Origin of the sequence: Bradyrhizobium sp. STM 3562, from assembly GCF_045571435.1 — a bacterium.
Classification (GTDB): domain Bacteria; phylum Pseudomonadota; class Alphaproteobacteria; order Rhizobiales; family Xanthobacteraceae; genus Bradyrhizobium.
Map to the genome: position 1 here is coordinate 6,885,316 of NZ_CP120694.1, position 16,305 is coordinate 6,901,620.

14 protein-coding genes and 2 pseudogenes are annotated in these 16,305 nt (G+C 59.4%); 8 read left to right on the forward strand and 8 right to left on the reverse strand.

What is annotated here, in order from left to right:
- Nucleotides 1–98: 98 nt before the first annotated feature.
- Both nhaA and P6U23_RS31790 read right to left on the reverse strand, forming a co-directional pair.
- Nucleotides 99–1,964, reverse strand: a complete 1,866-nt coding sequence (gene nhaA / locus P6U23_RS31785; RefSeq protein ID WP_407176309.1) for a Na+/H+ antiporter NhaA — start codon at nt 1,962–1,964, stop codon at nt 99–101.
- On the reverse strand, nt 1,961–2,284 hold the full coding sequence (locus P6U23_RS31790; RefSeq protein WP_407176310.1) for a hypothetical protein: 324 nt from the start codon (nt 2,282–2,284) through the stop codon (nt 1,961–1,963). The genes nhaA and P6U23_RS31790 overlap by 4 nt, the downstream gene beginning before the upstream one ends.
- Before the next feature lie 966 nt (nt 2,285–3,250).
- On the opposite strand from P6U23_RS31790, the gene P6U23_RS31795 reads away from it, so the two are divergent.
- The 4 genes and pseudogenes from P6U23_RS31795 to P6U23_RS31810 form a co-directional block, all read left to right on the forward strand.
- The gene (locus P6U23_RS31795; RefSeq protein ID WP_407176311.1) at nt 3,251–3,730 is read left to right on the forward strand and encodes a hypothetical protein; all 480 of its coding nucleotides are present in this window, start codon (nt 3,251–3,253) and stop codon (nt 3,728–3,730) included.
- Nucleotides 3,731–3,925: 195 nt separating this feature from the next.
- The gene (locus tag P6U23_RS31800) at nt 3,926–4,639 is read left to right on the forward strand and encodes a caspase domain-containing protein (protein WP_407176312.1); all 714 of its coding nucleotides are present in this window, start codon (nt 3,926–3,928) and stop codon (nt 4,637–4,639) included.
- 162 nt (nt 4,640–4,801) lie between these two features.
- On the forward strand, nt 4,802–5,086 hold the full coding sequence (locus P6U23_RS31805; protein ID WP_407176313.1) for a bacterioferritin-associated ferredoxin: 285 nt from the start codon (nt 4,802–4,804) through the stop codon (nt 5,084–5,086).
- 99 nt (nt 5,087–5,185) lie between these two features.
- Nucleotides 5,186–5,366: pseudogene (locus P6U23_RS31810) on the forward strand (bacterioferritin); the annotation flags it as partial.
- A 25-nt stretch (nt 5,367–5,391) separates the two neighbouring features.
- Here the strand turns inward: P6U23_RS31810 and hemE are convergent.
- Nucleotides 5,392–6,426 carry a uroporphyrinogen decarboxylase gene (gene hemE / locus P6U23_RS31815; RefSeq protein ID WP_407176314.1) on the reverse strand — a complete coding sequence of 345 codons (1,035 nt, stop codon included), beginning with the start codon at nt 6,424–6,426 and terminating at the stop codon, nt 5,392–5,394.
- Nucleotides 6,427–6,537: 111 nt separating this feature from the next.
- Here hemE and P6U23_RS31820 point away from each other — a divergent pair.
- A pseudogene (locus P6U23_RS31820) lies at nt 6,538–6,734 on the forward strand (hypothetical protein).
- Nucleotides 6,735–7,228: 494 nt separating this feature from the next.
- Here P6U23_RS31820 and P6U23_RS31825 read toward each other — a convergent pair.
- The 3 genes from P6U23_RS31825 to P6U23_RS31835 all read right to left on the reverse strand — a co-directional run bounded on the left by P6U23_RS31825 (nt 7,229) and on the right by P6U23_RS31835 (nt 9,648).
- The gene (locus tag P6U23_RS31825; protein ID WP_407176315.1) at nt 7,229–8,323 is read right to left on the reverse strand and encodes a hypothetical protein; all 1,095 of its coding nucleotides are present in this window, start codon (nt 8,321–8,323) and stop codon (nt 7,229–7,231) included.
- Between the two features lie 69 nt (nt 8,324–8,392).
- A complete protein-coding gene (locus P6U23_RS31830) occupies nt 8,393–8,962 on the reverse strand; it encodes a cytochrome P460 family protein (RefSeq protein ID WP_407176316.1) in 570 nt (189 codons plus the stop codon).
- Between the two features lie 11 nt (nt 8,963–8,973).
- Nucleotides 8,974–9,648, reverse strand: a complete 675-nt coding sequence (locus tag P6U23_RS31835; protein WP_407176317.1) for a cytochrome P460 family protein — start codon at nt 9,646–9,648, stop codon at nt 8,974–8,976.
- A 1,019-nt stretch (nt 9,649–10,667) separates the two neighbouring features.
- Here P6U23_RS31835 and hemA point away from each other — a divergent pair.
- From hemA to ccmB, 3 genes are all read left to right on the forward strand, one after another.
- Complete coding sequence (gene hemA, locus P6U23_RS31840; RefSeq protein WP_407176318.1) at nt 10,668–11,933, forward strand: 5-aminolevulinate synthase; 1,266 nt, start codon at nt 10,668–10,670, stop codon at nt 11,931–11,933.
- A gap of 375 nt (nt 11,934–12,308) precedes the next feature.
- Nucleotides 12,309–12,935, forward strand: coding sequence for a heme ABC exporter ATP-binding protein CcmA (gene ccmA, locus P6U23_RS31845; protein ID WP_141934459.1), 627 nt, complete (start codon nt 12,309–12,311; stop codon nt 12,933–12,935).
- Between the two features lie 130 nt (nt 12,936–13,065).
- Nucleotides 13,066–13,728, forward strand: a complete 663-nt coding sequence (gene ccmB, locus P6U23_RS31850) for a heme exporter protein CcmB (RefSeq protein WP_407176319.1) — start codon at nt 13,066–13,068, stop codon at nt 13,726–13,728.
- 82 nt (nt 13,729–13,810) lie between these two features.
- Here ccmB and P6U23_RS31855 read toward each other — a convergent pair whose 3' ends face one another.
- Together P6U23_RS31855 and P6U23_RS31860 are read right to left on the reverse strand one after the other, a co-directional pair.
- A complete protein-coding gene (locus tag P6U23_RS31855) occupies nt 13,811–14,287 on the reverse strand; it encodes a cytochrome c-type biogenesis protein CcmH (protein WP_407176320.1) in 477 nt (158 codons plus the stop codon).
- Nucleotides 14,284–16,281 carry a heme lyase CcmF/NrfE family subunit gene (locus P6U23_RS31860; protein ID WP_407176321.1) on the reverse strand — a complete coding sequence of 666 codons (1,998 nt, stop codon included), beginning with the start codon at nt 16,279–16,281 and terminating at the stop codon, nt 14,284–14,286. Before P6U23_RS31860 ends, P6U23_RS31855 begins: the two co-directional genes overlap by 4 nt.
- Nucleotides 16,282–16,305: the final 24 nt, after the last annotated feature.

Here is a 16,305-nt window from a genome sequence, read left to right on the forward strand (position 1 = left end):
GTGCCCCTAAGTTTCACGCCTGCGATGTGGAACGGGCGGACCGCCTCGTCGCAGGTGGAATCATCTCCTTTTCACGGCCCGGCATAAGCGGCAGCAGGCTATGATTTCATGCCGGCGCTCTGCGGTGCATCTCCGATAAGCTCCTGACGCGAAGCTCCCCAGAGCAGGCTAGTCCCGACGACGGCAGAAAGACTCGAGGCGGCGAACACAGCGATTTTTGCGGCCGAGAAGTCGGTGGCGCTTGGAAATGCCTGTCCGGCGATGAAGAGCGACATCGTGAAGCCAATGCCAGCGAGGGCTCCTGCCCCGCCCAGCTGCCGCCACGTGTATTCGGCCGGCTTGACGGCAATGCCTGTGCGAACTGCCGCTGCGGCCGCGAGGAAGATGCCGAGCGGTTTTCCTATAGCGAGACTAGCGACGATCGCAGCCGTGAGACGGCCATGGCCAGCGAGGACGCCTGGGTTGATCGTCACTCCGGCATTCGCCAATGCGAAGATTGGGAGGACAGCGTAGCTCGATCGCGCGCCGGCGTGTCGTAGCAGTCGATCGGCGGGGGATTCAATTCTATCGTAGATTGCGTCGAGCGCCTGCAGGGCTGGTGTGGAGGGGCCGTGCCTGAGGACTTCGCCCTCATGCCGAGCCTCGGACGCGATGATGGTGCTCGCCTGCGTCATCAGGGCGGCCAGATTGGCGGGCGGTCGCGTCGGAATGAACAAGGCAAGTAACACGCCGGCCAATGTAGCGTGGAGACCGCCCGCGTGTACGAGGGCCCACAGCGCAGCACCCATCAGGATGTAGGGCGAGAGATGGTACACCCCAGATCGGCTCAACAGCACTAGCGCAACTACAACCATCGCCGCTGCAGCAAGGTAGGCCAGATGGATTTCGCCGGAGTAAAACACGGCGACGACGACAATCGCTCCGATGTCGTCAACGATGGCCGCCGCGGTGAGGAAGATACGCAGCTCGACGGGGACGCGGGAGCCCATCACTGCGATCAAGGCAATCGCGAACGCGGTGTCGGTCGCCATCGGAACGCCCCACCCGTACGACCACGGCCCCGCGGGGAGAACCAGCGAATACAGACACGCCGGCACAACCATGCCGCCGAGCGCGGCCGCGATCGGAAGCGCCGCGGAGCGACGGCTTGCGAGGTGTCCGACTGTCATCTCGCGCTTCACTTCCAATCCCACAACGAGGAAGAATAGCGTCAACAGCCCGTCGTTGACCCAATGGAGGATGGACATCCGAAAGGCTGCGCTGCCCAAGCTCACGCCGAACTCCCAGCGCCAGAGCGCCTCGAATGCCGGCCCGATCGGCGAGTTCGTCAAGACAATCGCCGCCACAGTAGCGATGACGAGCAAAATGCCGGCGGACGGGCCCCAGCTCGCGAAGTCTAGGGCAGCCGTACGGACGCGGTGGCCAAGCGTGCCAAGCATTGCATCAACGAGAGAGCTTTCGTCCCAGGGTCCATCGTAGCGCCGGCGGTTAATGTAAAATGTCGGCGTGAATCTCACGCCGCTCGCGCGTGCACTCGCAATGTCCGACTCCACCCTTGCCTTCGCGCGGCGAACCGCGTCGCTATCGCGAAGTGTGGGGTTGGCATGCACACCTAGGTCGGCGGCCACCGCCGAAAGGTCGTCCTCTGTGAGCTGCATCGACCTCGTCATCAGCTTGATGTGCGCGGACCAGAACGTCTCTGGCGTCTGAGCAAGCTCAGCGAGCTCCGCAGCACGGAAGGAAAGACTGTTGTCAGTGAGCGGCCTGTGGCGGAAGGCATAGCAAACGCGGTCGCCAAGTTGATCGCGCGCTAGAGCGATGCGCTCGTTGGCAGCCCTGCAGTGCGGACAGGCGTAGCTGCCGTACTCAACCAGCGAGATCTCGGCATCGGCGGGACCGAGCACGTGCTCTGTCTTGTGATCGACTGCACGATCGAGGCGGCCGGGCGGGATCATAAGCTTCATCGCTGAACGGAGCCCAAGTGTTCGCGCGCCATTCTCACCGGGGGCCGCTCGCCAGCAGCGACCGCGGCTCGCGCATCGAACGGATTGGTATGGCACAAGACGTCCGACACCTCGCCGTTGGATCCGACGACTGGGATCTCCATACATCTCGACGCGATGCAGCCGGTATCGTCGTCGCGAACGCAACTCATACTTGTGCTGAACGCACGCTCCAATCCGTTCGCAACACCCGCCTCCTCCACGAGCACGACGGCATTCTCCAACAGCGGATGTTCGACAGAGCGGGCCAAGGAAATGCGGGCCGTCTCTTCGATGTGCATGTCGGACCTCTTATGATCGTCCAACGGAAGGCCGACTTCGGCCGCAGCCGCGGGCGGGCGATGACGGACAAAGATTGGGTCAGCGACGGGGGAAAGGAAAATCACCTCTCGCCATGAAGTCGATAGCCAGCCGTTATCGGAACAGCTCAAAGGTGGTGCGTCACGTGCTGCGGGCCGGAGCGGGACTCTCGGCTGGCGCGAAGAGGTGTCACGCGCTCATACTTTCGGCGGAAGGATTATTTGCGCGGCTCAGCCGATCTCTTGGCAAAAACAGTGGTGCCGCGAGCACGGTCGTAAAGCCCAAGCGCCCGTACACCCCGCCGCAATCGGAGCTGCGAGTAAACCGTGACCCAGAGCATTGCAGAAAGACCGGTCCCTCACCTCGCGTCGCCCACCGCATCTATGCGGAGAGAAGAACCGCCTGTCGCTCTGAAGGCACACAGCCCGACATGGCTTTGCGCTTTCTACCCTGGAGCGGTGTCCGCCACTCGCACGGATTTCCAACACTCGAGGCGTCGGTTTAAGCAAGCTCCGCGCACCGAGGACGTCGGGGGCGCGGCCGTCCCGACCGGGTTCGAGGCTATCCACCGTCAATCCGCACAAAACCAGCGTCGCTATGGCGCCGGGGTCCCTTCGGCCACAAGAGCCCGTCGTCCACCGGCGTCCTTTACCACGATGGAACCTGGTTCTTCGAATGCATATCACTCGAAGTTGGTGCCATCACGTGCTAGCCCATGAGTTCTCCACGCCATGGGTGGTTACATGATTGTCTGCTCGCCACGTCCGCAGAGGCTCCTATAACTCGTCGTCGCCCTCGAACTACCCGATGATGGGCCTCCGCACTGTAGTCTCGCCCAGCAAAGCGGCAATAATGGTCGTCTATCGACTCCATGGCGAGAGGTGATTTCCCTCGACCGAGTTGCAAGGTCATTCTCGTTGCGTGGTTTAAAGCGAACAGGAGCTTCCATGAAGATTCAGGTCTGCAAGCTCGCGAGTGCGCTCGCAATTGCTGTTCCTATCGCGATCGCCGCCACGGCAAAATCGTCAGCCTCGCCGATCAATGGCACGTCGATCAGGGCGACGATACCAGATTTTACGACAGACGTGCACTTATTGGCACGGCGGAGTCACCACTCTGCACCGGCAGCATACGGTTCATCGTCCTTCGACGGCTCGTGGGACCTCGTCTTCGTGACGCAAAGTGGAACCTGCGATTCCACTTACAGCTTCACTGTCGATGTGACCAACGGAATTGTCACGCATCCCAATCTCGTGAAGTTTCGTGGATACGTCGCAAAAACGGGCGCGGTTCGCGCTTCCGTGACGGTCCAAGACAAATATGCCGCGGGCGCGGGCAAACTGTTTGCGACGTCCGGTCGAGGGACCTGGAGCGGCCACTCAGGATCAGCGCGCTGTTCAGGCTACTGGACGGCGCAACGGAATTGACGAGCGAGCGGAAAGGCGCGTTTCGTCGGAGACCATAATGGAATGAGATCTCCCAGACTAGTCGGCCTTGCAGTCTCGCTCAGCTTGCTCTCAACCAGTCTCGACGGGACAAGGCAGCGGGAGACGCCTCGGCCCATCAGCGATCCCATTTGGTCGGGCAACTCCGCGCCCCTCGATACTAGTCGACTGGCGCTGGTGATTGGCAATTCGGCCTATCCCGATGCTGACTCTCCTCTTCCCATAATGACACGCGACGCGGAAGGCCTGACAAATGCTCTTCGCGAGCACGGCTTTCTGGTCGATGCCATTGAAAATGCCACGGGCTCGGACATGACACACGCAATCGATCAACTAAGGGCAAGAGTACATGCGAACTCGACTGTGTTAGTTTATTTCGGAGGTTACGGAATCCAGTCTGACGGACACAATTATCTAATCCCAGTCGATGCGAAGATTTGGAGTGAAGAAGATATCCGTCTACAAGGGTTAAGCATTGACCATCTCCTCTCGCAACTCCAGACTTCCGGAGCACGCGTCAGGCTCCTAGTTGTTGAGGCTTCGCGCCGCAACCCTTACGAGCGACGCTTCAGGACTTATTCACATGGGCTTGCACCCATTCAAGGAGGTGAGAATGCGCTGATCCTGAGCTCAGCCGCGCCTGGTGTAATCGTCGAAGACCCTGATGAACTACATAGCCGGCTGATGACCGCTCTTCTTACGCAGATGGATTCTTCGAAGGGGATAGAGGAGGTCTTCAACAATACCCAAAATGCAGTGGTGACTGCAACTCAGGGCCACCAGACTCCAGTTGTGTCATCTACGCTAACCGAGAGTGTCGATCTTTGGGCGGAACGGAGCGGCGTTCCCGTGTCCTCGGCCGGATCTGCGGTTAGCGGTCGCAACGAGTGAGCATACAAAGTTCTGCTGATCTGCAAGGAACAAAGGTCAGGGAAGACTTCCAAGGGCGGGCCCCCACTCAATCATCTCCGTGTTCTTTGGAACATTCTACGCGCCCGACCGCCGTCCCATTGCGATCTCAACCGCTTTGCTGAAACGTCCTTTTAGGGTTTCATGATCGTTTGCTCCTGCAATGTCCTCACCGACCGCGATGTTCGCCACGCCGTGAACACGGCCGAGGATGGGCTGCGCAATGCCAAACAGATCTATGACTGTCTCGGCTGCAGCGCTGAGTGCGGCCGCTGCGCGCGAACCATCAAGACGATCATCGACGATGCGTATAGGGAATGTGCGCTAGCCTGTCAGGCCGACTGTCCGCATCGCCGGATCAAGGATGACGCGCAGGATGAGCCCAGAGTTGGACCCGCAGCGACCGACTTCCTTGGTTTTTCTCGGTAGGTGCCCCTCGGTTTCGTCTCGAGGATGCTTGCTTGTTTTCATCAGAAGCGTTCTAAACTAAGAAAGGCAAAGGCCCGACCTCAAGCCTTGAAGTTCATCATGCAGGGCGACCCCAGAGTCATCGAGTATCTTAACAAGGGACTGCGTCACGGGGCTCACTGCCATCAACCGATACTGGCTGCACTACCGGTTTTTGGGTAACTGGGGCCTGCTGGAAATGGCCAAGGCTTGGCGCAGGGAGTCGATCGAGGAGATGAAGCACGCCGACCGCTTCACCGATGTCGCGCCTGTCGGAGGATCACTCGCTAGCCACGTAGGCGTTTGATCATCTGTTCGACATGGGCGATCGGCGTCTCCGGCTGGATGCCGTGACCGAGATTGAAGATGAAGCGCCCTTGCGCAAAATTCGTCAGCACACTGTCGACCGCGCGGTCGAGCGCCGCGCCGCCCGTGATCAGCACCAGCGGATCGAGATTGCCCTGCACGGCGACCTTGCTCTGCACGCGCTCGCGGATGAAGGCGGGCTCGGCGGTCCAGTCGATGCTGACGGCGTTGACGCCGGTGGCCTCGATGTAACCAGGCAGCTGTGCGCCGGCCCCGCGCGGGAAGCCGATGATCTTGGCATCGGGCACTTTTGCGCGCACGCCTTCGACGATGCGTCGTGTCGGCTCGGTTGACCAGCGCGCGAATTCGGCGGGCGGCAGCACACCGGCCCAGGTGTCGAAGATCTGCAGCGCATTGGCGCCGGCCTCGAGTTGCGCCAGCAGATAGCGGATCGAGGTCTCGACCAGCACGTCGATGATTTTCGCAAACGCCTCGGGATGACGGTAGGCCATTATCCGCGCCGGCGCCTGGTCGGGCGTGCCGTGGCCCGCGACCATGTAGGTCGCGACCGTCCACGGCGCGCCGCAGAAGCCGATCAGCGCTACTTTTGGGTCGAGCGCGCTGCGCACGATCCTGAGCGCCTCGAATACCGGTGTGAGCTTGCCGAAGTCGGCCGGCGCGGCGAGCGTAGCGACTTTCGCGGGATCATCGAGTGGCTCGAGCCGCGGACCTTCGCGGACTTCGAACCGCACCGCGCGGCCGAGCGCATGGGGGATCACCAGGATGTCCGAGAAGATGATCGCCGCATCGAAGCTGAACCGGCGGATCGGCTGCAGCGTGACTTCGGCGGCGAGCTCCGGGTTGAAGCAGAGATCGAGGAAGTCGCCGGCCTTGGCGCGCACCTCGCGATATTCAGGCAGATAGCGGCCGGCCTGCCGCATCATCCACAGGGGCGGGGTGCTTTGCCTCTGGCCGGAGAGCACGTCGATGAAGGGCTTTGTCGCAGACTGGGGCACGAGAAATCCTGATGCAGAGTTGAGGTTCCTGATACACCGCCACGCGCAGAAGCGGAGCAGGGAAACCAGCGCAAATGCGCCGCGTTGGTTCAGTCAATGGAGGAGGAATCCATGACTCAGACCTTCAATCCCGCGCCGCACGACAAGCACGCCGAGGACTTGGGCCAAGCGCTCGCGGCCGATCGCCACCCCAAGCTCGACACCGGGTTGGAAGATAGCTTCCCGCCTCCGATCCCGTCAGCGCCACGCAGCCGACGCCATCGAAGGCCGACGCAGATGCCGACAATGTCAAGTCGATCTTCAGCTAGCGGCCGCCAGTTTCAGATAGGCTTGCTAGACCTTGCTAGTGATCTGCGGAAGACCGGGTCCGTAGGAGTACCCTGGTCCGTAGGAGTACCAAGCATCTTATCAACGTTGTCGAGGATCGGCTTTGAGCCCGCAGGAGCATCCTCGCGCCTCGGAATGGCAATACGGGGCACTTGATTCTCCTGCTGCGACCCGCAAATGATTATTCGGTTGGTGACAATGCGGCGCGTCATTGTGTCAGCCCGTGGTGGCCACTGGACTGGCTCGAAACATAGGGCCGATCGCGCCACGGCACTGAAGTGGACGGCAACCTGTCCTTCAACGCCGCAGCATCGGTCGCGATAGCCCGGCAGATTATCAAGGCCTACAAACAGAAGCGTCGGGTCCTAGCGCGTGCTCATCAAATTCGCATCGACGTGAGAGGGAAGCGTCGGTGGCTGAGAGACCGATTGCGCTTCCCGCATGAACGAGGGAAGCGCAGCTATGTGCCAGGAGATTATTCATTGGTGAAGCCTACAACCGGACAATTCACTAGATTTCCTGTCGTCTTCACCGGCCCTCCCGCAGGGCTCACCAGTAAGCCCGCCGCACTTTTGGATTCAAGATCGTCACCATCAGTGATCAGTTTTCTTTGATCCTTCACGATAGCTTCCTTGGTCCACTCGGCTAGTCGTACGTCCCACATCGGGGAGTATCCGGCGCTGATCTCAGTGAAGTGCGCGAGGATGTCGAGCGAAGGCCCCTCTCCCTTGATAGCACTGTTGAGTCCCTGGCGATTCGGATCATTCGTCCCCATGTTGCCATTCACAATCGTATAGATCACCTCGATCGCGCCGCTCTGAAGAATGTCGCTTTCCGCAGGCGCAAAGGTGGACGCCTCAAGGGTTGCCGACTCCTCGGAATTTGCGTCAAAACTAAGATAACGCAGGTGTTTTCCGTTCGCGAATCCAGACCGGAGTTTCAAGTCGACAGTGCCCTTATCAGGACAGATGCTTGCTACGGAATCCGTCACCACGGAATAGTCAGGGCTGCCGTTGCAGAATGAAATTTTGTCCGGCCCGACATCGAACGCGATGATCGGCGCATTGAAAACGATATTCATATTATTGGACACCCGCACAAGTGGGCTGTAGTGCGCATCCCCAATAGATCCGGCTCGGGCTGTCTTAGGAGGAAAGAAACTGGGCGCGTCCCCTCCGACCAACTTCTGCGAAGGTGAGAAATCGACCCGCCCTGATTTAAAGGTGAAGTTACCCGAGGCGTCCATTTCCGCAACCCGTGTGCTGTTCAGGTCCTTGGCATCAGTGAGACTCGGCGCCCACGTAAGTCCCATCTTTTGCGAAGTATCGTAATCGCTTACGTCGGTGAGAACGAACCAAACGGTCTCTCCCGAGGCAAGACGGCCGCGATGGAGCGGTAGCGTCACCACCTCTCGTACTAGGTCCACCTGGCCCGACGTAAGAAATTGCTTCGTGATCTTTTTGCCAGCAGCTGGATCGGCCGCTAGACTTACATGAGGGGTCGAAAACGACACCACAAACATCACCATCGATCCGCAAACGCATCTGACGAGCTTCCCGCTGGGCTTCATGACGCTACCTTCTTTGCATCCAGTCTGGTTTTGCACACGTGACATTGAAGCTAGTTCGCCGAGCCCCTGTCACTTTTTGAGTCCGGGATAGCCTTGAACATAAATCCAGTCAGTCGCTTTGGCAGGGATGTGGCAACCTAGACAATCTGAGCGGAAGTCGGTTGAGGTCGTTTTCACCGGGTCACCCGCGTCAAACCAGGACCAGCCCCACCCGTTGCCCCACAATTTATTATCGGGGTGACTGTTTTTCTCGTCCTTCACCATCATGAACCATCCTTTTAGGCTTTGTTGATGGCTGACGGTCCCAGTCGTCATTTCCGAAGTCGCCGCGGCGTACACTTCTTTCACCAGGATCGAACCGTCGGGAAATTTGCCAGTCGTCCGATAAGCTGCCGCAGTTCCGGGCGACCCATAGACCACGTGCATCTCCTTAGCACCTTTGTCGCCTGCAACAGACCAGCTCCCAAGGAATTCGTAGGTCGTTCGGTAGTTCTTCGGGACATGCATGTTGCCTGCCCCGTCGACGAGTTGTTCTTGCGCAGAGGCGGCTTGGCTAGGTACGACCTGCGATACTAGGCAGCCGACGCTCACAGCGATGAACGATGCGGACGCTATGGCCGCACTTCTGAGAATTTTCATCACGGTTGTCCCTACTTTTTGATAGACGGATTCTCGCTGGGCAGCATTTTCTTGGAGCCACTCTGGCCGGGCGGTAGCGGCACCTGGTCGAGCAGCGCGTAGAACTGCGTCCATACGTCATCCCGTTTCGCGCTTGCGATGTGGCAGTAGCCGCATTCCTCGACCGGCCGGACTTTGGCAGTGGCCGCTTTCGGTTCGTGGTGATTGAAGTTGAAATAGCCCCAACCGTCGCTTGCCTTATATCTCTCGGTGTCCTTGACGGTCACATCCGCTCCGTTGAACGCGCCCGGGAAAAATCCTTTTCCCGATGGCGCGGTACTCGAACCGTCCGGATTGGTGGCAGGCTGCATAAGCTGCAATTCCTTCACGAAGATTGTTCCTTCAGGAAAGACGCCCGTTTTCTTGTAAATATCGTAAGAACCGGGCTCGATATACACGTTATGAAATTCCGGGAAGTTTGCTTGAGGCGGGTTCAAAAAGTTGGGCGTCAGTGGCGATCCAACGTAAACCCATTCGTGAAAGTTTTTTGGCAGAATAAGGTCCCCGTCTTTCGTGTATTCAGGAAGATAGCGGCCGGTGGCGTGCCAATCGTCGGGTGGCGGAAGCTGTGGTTGCTGCGCGAAGGCTGCGGTTGCTAGAGCGCCAACGCCAAGGACCGCGGAAAGTGCCAGTACGGTGCGTCTCATAATCTCTCTCCTATGACAGCTCGGTATTGCCGATGAGGCAATGACTGCATTCTTGCGCAGGTGGTCTCATTAACTGCGCGCAGATCAGACTAGGCGTGGATGCCCAAGTGCGAAAGCAACAAGGGGACATGAAATCGATGCCCGATGGAAATGACGCACTCTCGGACTATTGCTGTTTGATCATCGAATCTTTCTGTTCCCTCGTAACGCGGCGCAGTGAGTTGCGACTAATGGCCATGTCCAGTCCTTGCTGATGAGCTAGACTCTTTGCTCATCTGCGGATTGGGCCATTGAGTGTCCAATTTTTGTTGTTCCAAATATCGCACGCGATCCCACGGAAGGGGCCAGTGCAGTTTCTCGGCCGATACCGAGCCCCGATCACTCAATCCCTTTTAGCGTGGTCCACTCGCTCGCTGCTTGCCTCTGCCTACTCCGAGCGATTGTCGCGTCACCGCAGCTTACGAGCTAATGTCCAGCGTGTTGGTGGAGGCACTTCGCGAGAAGGCATAGTGTCTCGACTGGGCGACACCTCACCGCGCCAGCGCTGAAGAGGCCTCCTGCTCAAACAATGGGTGCATGACACTACCAGTCGGCAGACGCTCTTTGTTCACTTCGACCCAATCTGGGCGGCATCTTAGAATGCGGTGAGCGACGAACCATCTCGCTGATCTGGTCGTACAGTTGACTTAGCTTCCGGTACCAAGTAGCGACCAGGGGGATTTTGCGTCCGGGCGGCGTGCGCACCATGCAAAAAAGGACAGGAGGCTAGCCTAAGTCTGAGCCGCCTCAGGCAGCGGCGCTCGATCATAACCGGAGGATTTTAAAATCATAACTGAGACGAGTGCGAAGCGCTCTGTGTGATGGGCTATGGTCGACCTATGCTCGAGCGACGGATAGGAAAGGTTGACATGGAAGATCTCAACATATCGGCTGAGCGTCAAGCGAAGCATCCAGCGCACGGAAGCTCCGGTAATGGACATTCGTGTACGAACACACATTCGTGTGCGGACATGTTGTGCATGAAACGAGCGTTGACGACGTCCACCGCAACCTTCGTTAAGGGCGCCGTCAATTGTGCGGCCGAAACATACGAACACCATTTTCTTGGCTCTCTTGAGCGCCTGCGCGAAGAACAACGTTATCGCGTCTTCGCTAACATCGAACGCGTCGCCGGTCGCTTCCCAACCGCCAAATGGCGCCGCCTCGACGGATCCGTTACTGAAATCACGGTTTGGTGCTCGAATGATTATCTGGGCATGGGACAACATCCGGAGGTCGTGAGCGCGCTGACCGCGACGGCACACCGCTGCGGTGCAGGAGCAGGTGGAACTCGCAACATCGCGGGAAATAGTTCGCCCTTGGTTGATTTAGAGGGCGAACTTGCTGATCTGCACGGCAAGGAGGCCAGTCTCGTCTTCACCTCCGGCTACGTATCGAACCAGGCCAGCATCTCCACGATCGGTAAGCTGATCCCAGAGTGCATAATCTTTTCTGATGCATTTAACCACAATTCGATTATCGAAGGCATCCGTCAATCAGGTTGCGAAAAGCGAATTTTCCGCCACAACGATCTTGGTCACCTTGAGGCCTTGCTTCGCGAGGCGGGAAGCCGCCCCAAGCTCGTCGTGTTCGAATCGGTCTACTCAATGGACGGCGATGTGGCGCCGATCGGCGCAATCTGCGACCTTGCCGAGCGGTATGGGGCGATGACCTACCTTGATGAGGTTCACGCCGTCGGCCTCTACGGCGCTCGCGGCGGCGGAATTAGCGAGCGCGAGGGTGTGATGCACCGCTTGACGGTGATCGAGGGTACTCTCGCCAAGGGATTTGGCTGCATTGGCGGCTATATCTCGGCGTCGCGATCTATTTGCGACGCGGTGCGCAGCTTCGCGCCCGGATTCATCTTCACGACCGCCCTCCCTCCACCGATTGCCGCCGCAGCGCGTGCATCTGTTCGCTATCTGAAACACTCGTCTGCCGAGCGCGAAGCACACCAACGACAGGCCGCTGCAACGAAAGAGGCGCTCCAAGCCGCCGGGCTTCCGGTTCTCCGGACCGGAACCCACATCGTGCCTGTGATCGTCGGCGATGCAGAATTGTGCAAGGCGGCAGCCGATCGCCTTCTACAGCGCCACGCCATCTATATCCAACCGATCAACTATCCGACGGTCCCCCGTGGGACAGAGCGGCTGCGCATCACGCCGTCGCCATACCACGCGGATACCCATATAGCTGAACTCGCAGCTGCGCTCGCTGAGACCTGGGAGGCCCTTTCTCTTTACTGAGAGCCGTGATTGGGAACGCTCCTGCGACCGCCTGCGGCTTCGTCGGCAGGGCGTCGGCTAACCGACGGCGCAGCGTACAAGAGAAGGGCGTCGGGCGTTCCCGGTGGCGCAGTCGAGGCAGCAAGCCGGGCAATGCAACATCGCTTTCACGTTTGTAGGGGCGATCGCGTGGCACATCCTGCCCTCAGCGTTCACAATCTGGCTCGCATCCGTTTAATGGGCAGCCCCGAAGAGCGAACCTCCTCGGCCTCCTGGGCTGTTCTCCGTCGCCGCTCGAACACGTTTGTCCCGAACCGTCGTTCATTTCGATAAACCCTCCAATTGAGGGTTCGTTGAAAACGACCACAACGAAACAACGGACAACGAGGACTGAACATGGATATTAGGCAGCGATCCCATCTGCTGATCGAAGATCTGTCGGTGGCGCGCGGCGAGCGCATCCTGCTCGACGGGATGTCTTTGCGACTAAGCGCGGGCCAAATCGCCGAAGTGACCGGTCCCAACGGAGTGGGCAAATCTACACTCTTGCGGGCGATCGCCGGATTTTTTCCACTAGGATCCGGCCGTATGTCCTGGGTGGAGTCCGAAGCCACGGATCCGGCGCCCCTGGCAGAACGCCTCCACTACGTGGGCCATCTCGACGGGTTGAAATCGTCGTTGACCGCCCGCGAGAACCTCGACATCGGCCTGGGATTTTTGGGGCGAGACCGCCGAACCCCGTTAGAGGCGCTGGACCGCATGGAGTTGGCCCACGTTCTCGACCTGCCTGTCGGCTATCTTTCCGCGGGGCAGCGTCGCCGTGTCGCATTGGCCCGACTCTTAATCGTCGATCGCCCTCTATGGTTACTCGACGAACCGCTAACAGCGCTCGACCGGCACGCGCGCGCCTTGCTGAAGACTATCGTCGCCAGCCATCTCGAAGGCGGAGGATTGACACTGGCCGCGACCCACGAACCTCTTGGTCTGCGAGGGACAGTCCAAGTCAGACTTGGAACCAGGTGATGGCCATTTCGCTGAAGTGCGGCGGCACCCCACATAGCGGTCTGTCTCGAGGTCGGGAAAGAAGAGATCACGCTGCTTTTCCGATTTCAGCGGAGCGGTCTCGACGCAGTGGCGATGCCGGATGGGCACCATGACCCGTATTCTCCTCGTCGTTTTTCTTCGCGACCTCGTGCTAGCCCGCCGCATCGGTGGAGGTGGGATTCTCGGTCTGGTCTTTTTCCTCAGCCTTGTGACGGTCGTACCTTTCGCGATCGGGCCTGACCTACGCTTGCTGTCGCGGATCGGCCCAGCAATTCTATGGATAGCAGCACTTCTCGCGAGTCTATTAGGCCTCGACCGTCTATTTCAGGCGGATCAAGAGGACGGTTCGCTGGACCAGATGTTCCTGTCGCCGGCGCCCCTAGAACTCATTGTTCTTGTGAAGTGCATCGCCCACTGGTTTGTGACGGGGCTACCGCTCGTTATGCTCTCGCCTCTGTTTGGCCTGATGTTGGATTTGGATGGTTCCGCCCTCCGATCGGTAGCAGCAACGTTGTTGGTTGGTACGCCGACGTTCACCTTTCTAGGGGCGATCGGGGCGGCCCTTACTGTCACCCTGCGGCGCGGCGGTCTGTTGCTATCGATCCTCGTCGTGCCACTAGCCGTACCGGTGCTGATCTTCGGTGTCTCCGCGGCGCAAAGTGCCACAATTCCCTTTTTGACACCGTTCCTGGTCCTCTGCGCACTCGGACTCGCGTCCATCGCGCTCGCTCCGATAGCTGCGGCCGCAGCTCTTCGTAGCGCAGGAGAATAATGAGCATGCAACGATTGAGTCTTCTGTCGGGCGCTCTTGTGGAACGACTTCGGCCTTGCCCGAACTTGACCTCAGAAGGAGCCTATAGCGGGCTATCGGAGTCAAACACAGCGGCAAGCTGATCCCGCTCGGCTTGGCTCAATGGTGCCGCTGGCGTGGAGGGCTGGCGGCGTAATCCGAACAGGAGAGCGATGGCGCCCGCTCCGAGTACCAAAGCCGGCATTCCCCAAAGGAGAGCGGTTTCTAAGTCGAGTGGCGGTTTCAGCAGGATAAAGTTTCCGTAACGCTTCACTAGAAAAGCGCGGGCCTGCTCATCACTCTCCCCGAGCTTAAGGCGCTCGCGCACCAGCAGGCGAAGGTCTCGCGCGAGCTCTGCCTTAGAATCGTCGATAGACTCATTTTGGCAGACCAGACAACGCAGTCCGGCGGAAATAGCGCGCGCGCGTGCCTCGAGTTTCGGGTTGGTCAGGATTTCATCCGGCTGAACCGCCCTCGCCAAGCTAGGGGCGACGCTTGCGAGTACGATCGAAAGCAGAAGAATGCGACGAAGCCACGTCATTCGGCGGGCTCCGGCGCTGCGGGGGTGTCGGCGACGCGGAGGCGAGCCGCGCGGCGCGCGAAGCCAATTCGGAGGCGTCTGTCGGACAAGGACACAATCCCTCCGAACGCCATAATGACTGCACCGATCCAGATGCTCGTCACGAGCGGCTTCCAGAACAGGCGCGCATCAACCGAACCATCCGCGTGGCGGTTCCCAAGCGAAACGTAGATCTGCCCAAAACTCAGCGTTACGATGCCTGCCTCGGTGACGGTTGTCTGTCGTGTGGGAAAGCTGCGCTTGGCTGGCTCGACGGCTGTCACGTATGCGCCGCCCTTGCTGATAACCGTATGGCCGACGAGCTCCGTGTAGTTCGGTCCCTGCCGCGATTGAAAATTCTCTATGGTGGCTTGATACGGGCCGAGATCGATCGTCTGACCTAACTTGACGGTCGCGATCCGCTCCACACCCCAACCCGTCGCCGCCAAGCCCATGAGTGTCAAGCCAAGGCCTGCGTGAGCGATCGCCCCACCCCACGCGGAGCGCGGCAGCCCGATCGCGCGGGCTAGCATAAGCCGGCCGCCTTGTCCTCTTGCCCAGATACGCGACGCCACATCGGTGAACGAACCGACGATGAGGTAGACGGCGAGGCCGAGACCGGCTGCTGCGAAGACGGAGCCGCCCCGGATGACGGCAACGAGCACAATTGAGACTACAAGACCACCCAGGGCTGCGACCGTTACCCGTTGCGCTGCGCCGAGCAGGTCACCGCGCTTCCAGGCGATCGACTGACCGAGCGGCATCAGCAGAACGATAGGCGCTACGAGCGGGCCGAGCGTTAAATTGAAAAACGGCGCGCCGACCGAGATCTTGTCTCCGGTCAGCGCCTCAAGCGCGAGCGGATAGAGCGTGCCGGTCAGAACCGTAACGCAGCAGGTGGTCAGCAGCAGGTTGTTGACTGCCAGCGCGCTCTCGCGTGAAACGGGTGCGAACACGCTACGCTCGCTCAGGGAGGGCGCGCGCCACGCGTAGAGCGCGAGTGGCCCGCCGATGAATACGGTCAGTATGACCAGGATGAAGACGCCGCGAGCCGGGTCACTGGCGAACGAATGGACGGAGGTCAGTACTCCGGAGCGCACGAGGAACGTACCCAGTAGCGACAGCGAGAACGTAAGTATCGCCAGAAACAGTGTCCAAATCTTGAGGGCTTCACGCTTCTCCATCACGGCAGCCGAATGGAGGAGCGCGGTGCCGGCAACCCAGGGCATCAGTGACGCGTTTTCGACCGGATCCCAGAACCAGAATCCGCCCCAGCCTAGGGTGTAATAGGCCCAGTACGACCCCATGGCGATGCCAAGCGTCAAAAAGATCCAGGCAATCAGTATCCAGGGCCGAACGTAGCGGGCCCAAGCGGCGTCTAGCCGCCCACTGATCAGCGCGGCTACCGCGAAGGAGAACACGATCGAAGAACCGACATAGCCGACGTAAAGGAGCGGCGGGTGTATGGCAAGACCCGGGTCTTGAAGCAGCGGATTAAGGTCCAGGCCCTCAAGCGGCGCCGGAAATCGTCGCAAGAAGGGATCGGAGGTGAACAGAATGAAACAGAGGAAGGCAAGCGAGATCCAGCCTTGGACGGCCAGCGTATTCGCGCGCAGTTCGTTTGCCACGGCGCGTTCGAAAATCGCTACAGCCGCTCCAAAAGCCGCGAGAATCAGAACCCAAAGCAGCATGGATCCTTCGTGATTGCCCCAGACGCCCGCGAATTTGTATATAAGCGGTTTGGTGGTGAGTGAGTTCTCGGCGACTGTCACGAGACTGAAGTCAGACGCCACATGGGCGTAAGTCAATGCTGCGAAGGCATAAGCTAAGAGCAGGAACTGGGTGATTGCGGCAGGGACCGCGATTGAAGTAAGTGCCGAATCCCTAGTCCGGGTTCCCCAGAGTGGCAGAATTGATTGAAGCAGCGCGACAGCGAGAGCCAAAGCGAGCGCGTAATGTCCGGTTTCAATGATCATCTTGTGGTCCCATCAGCTGGGATG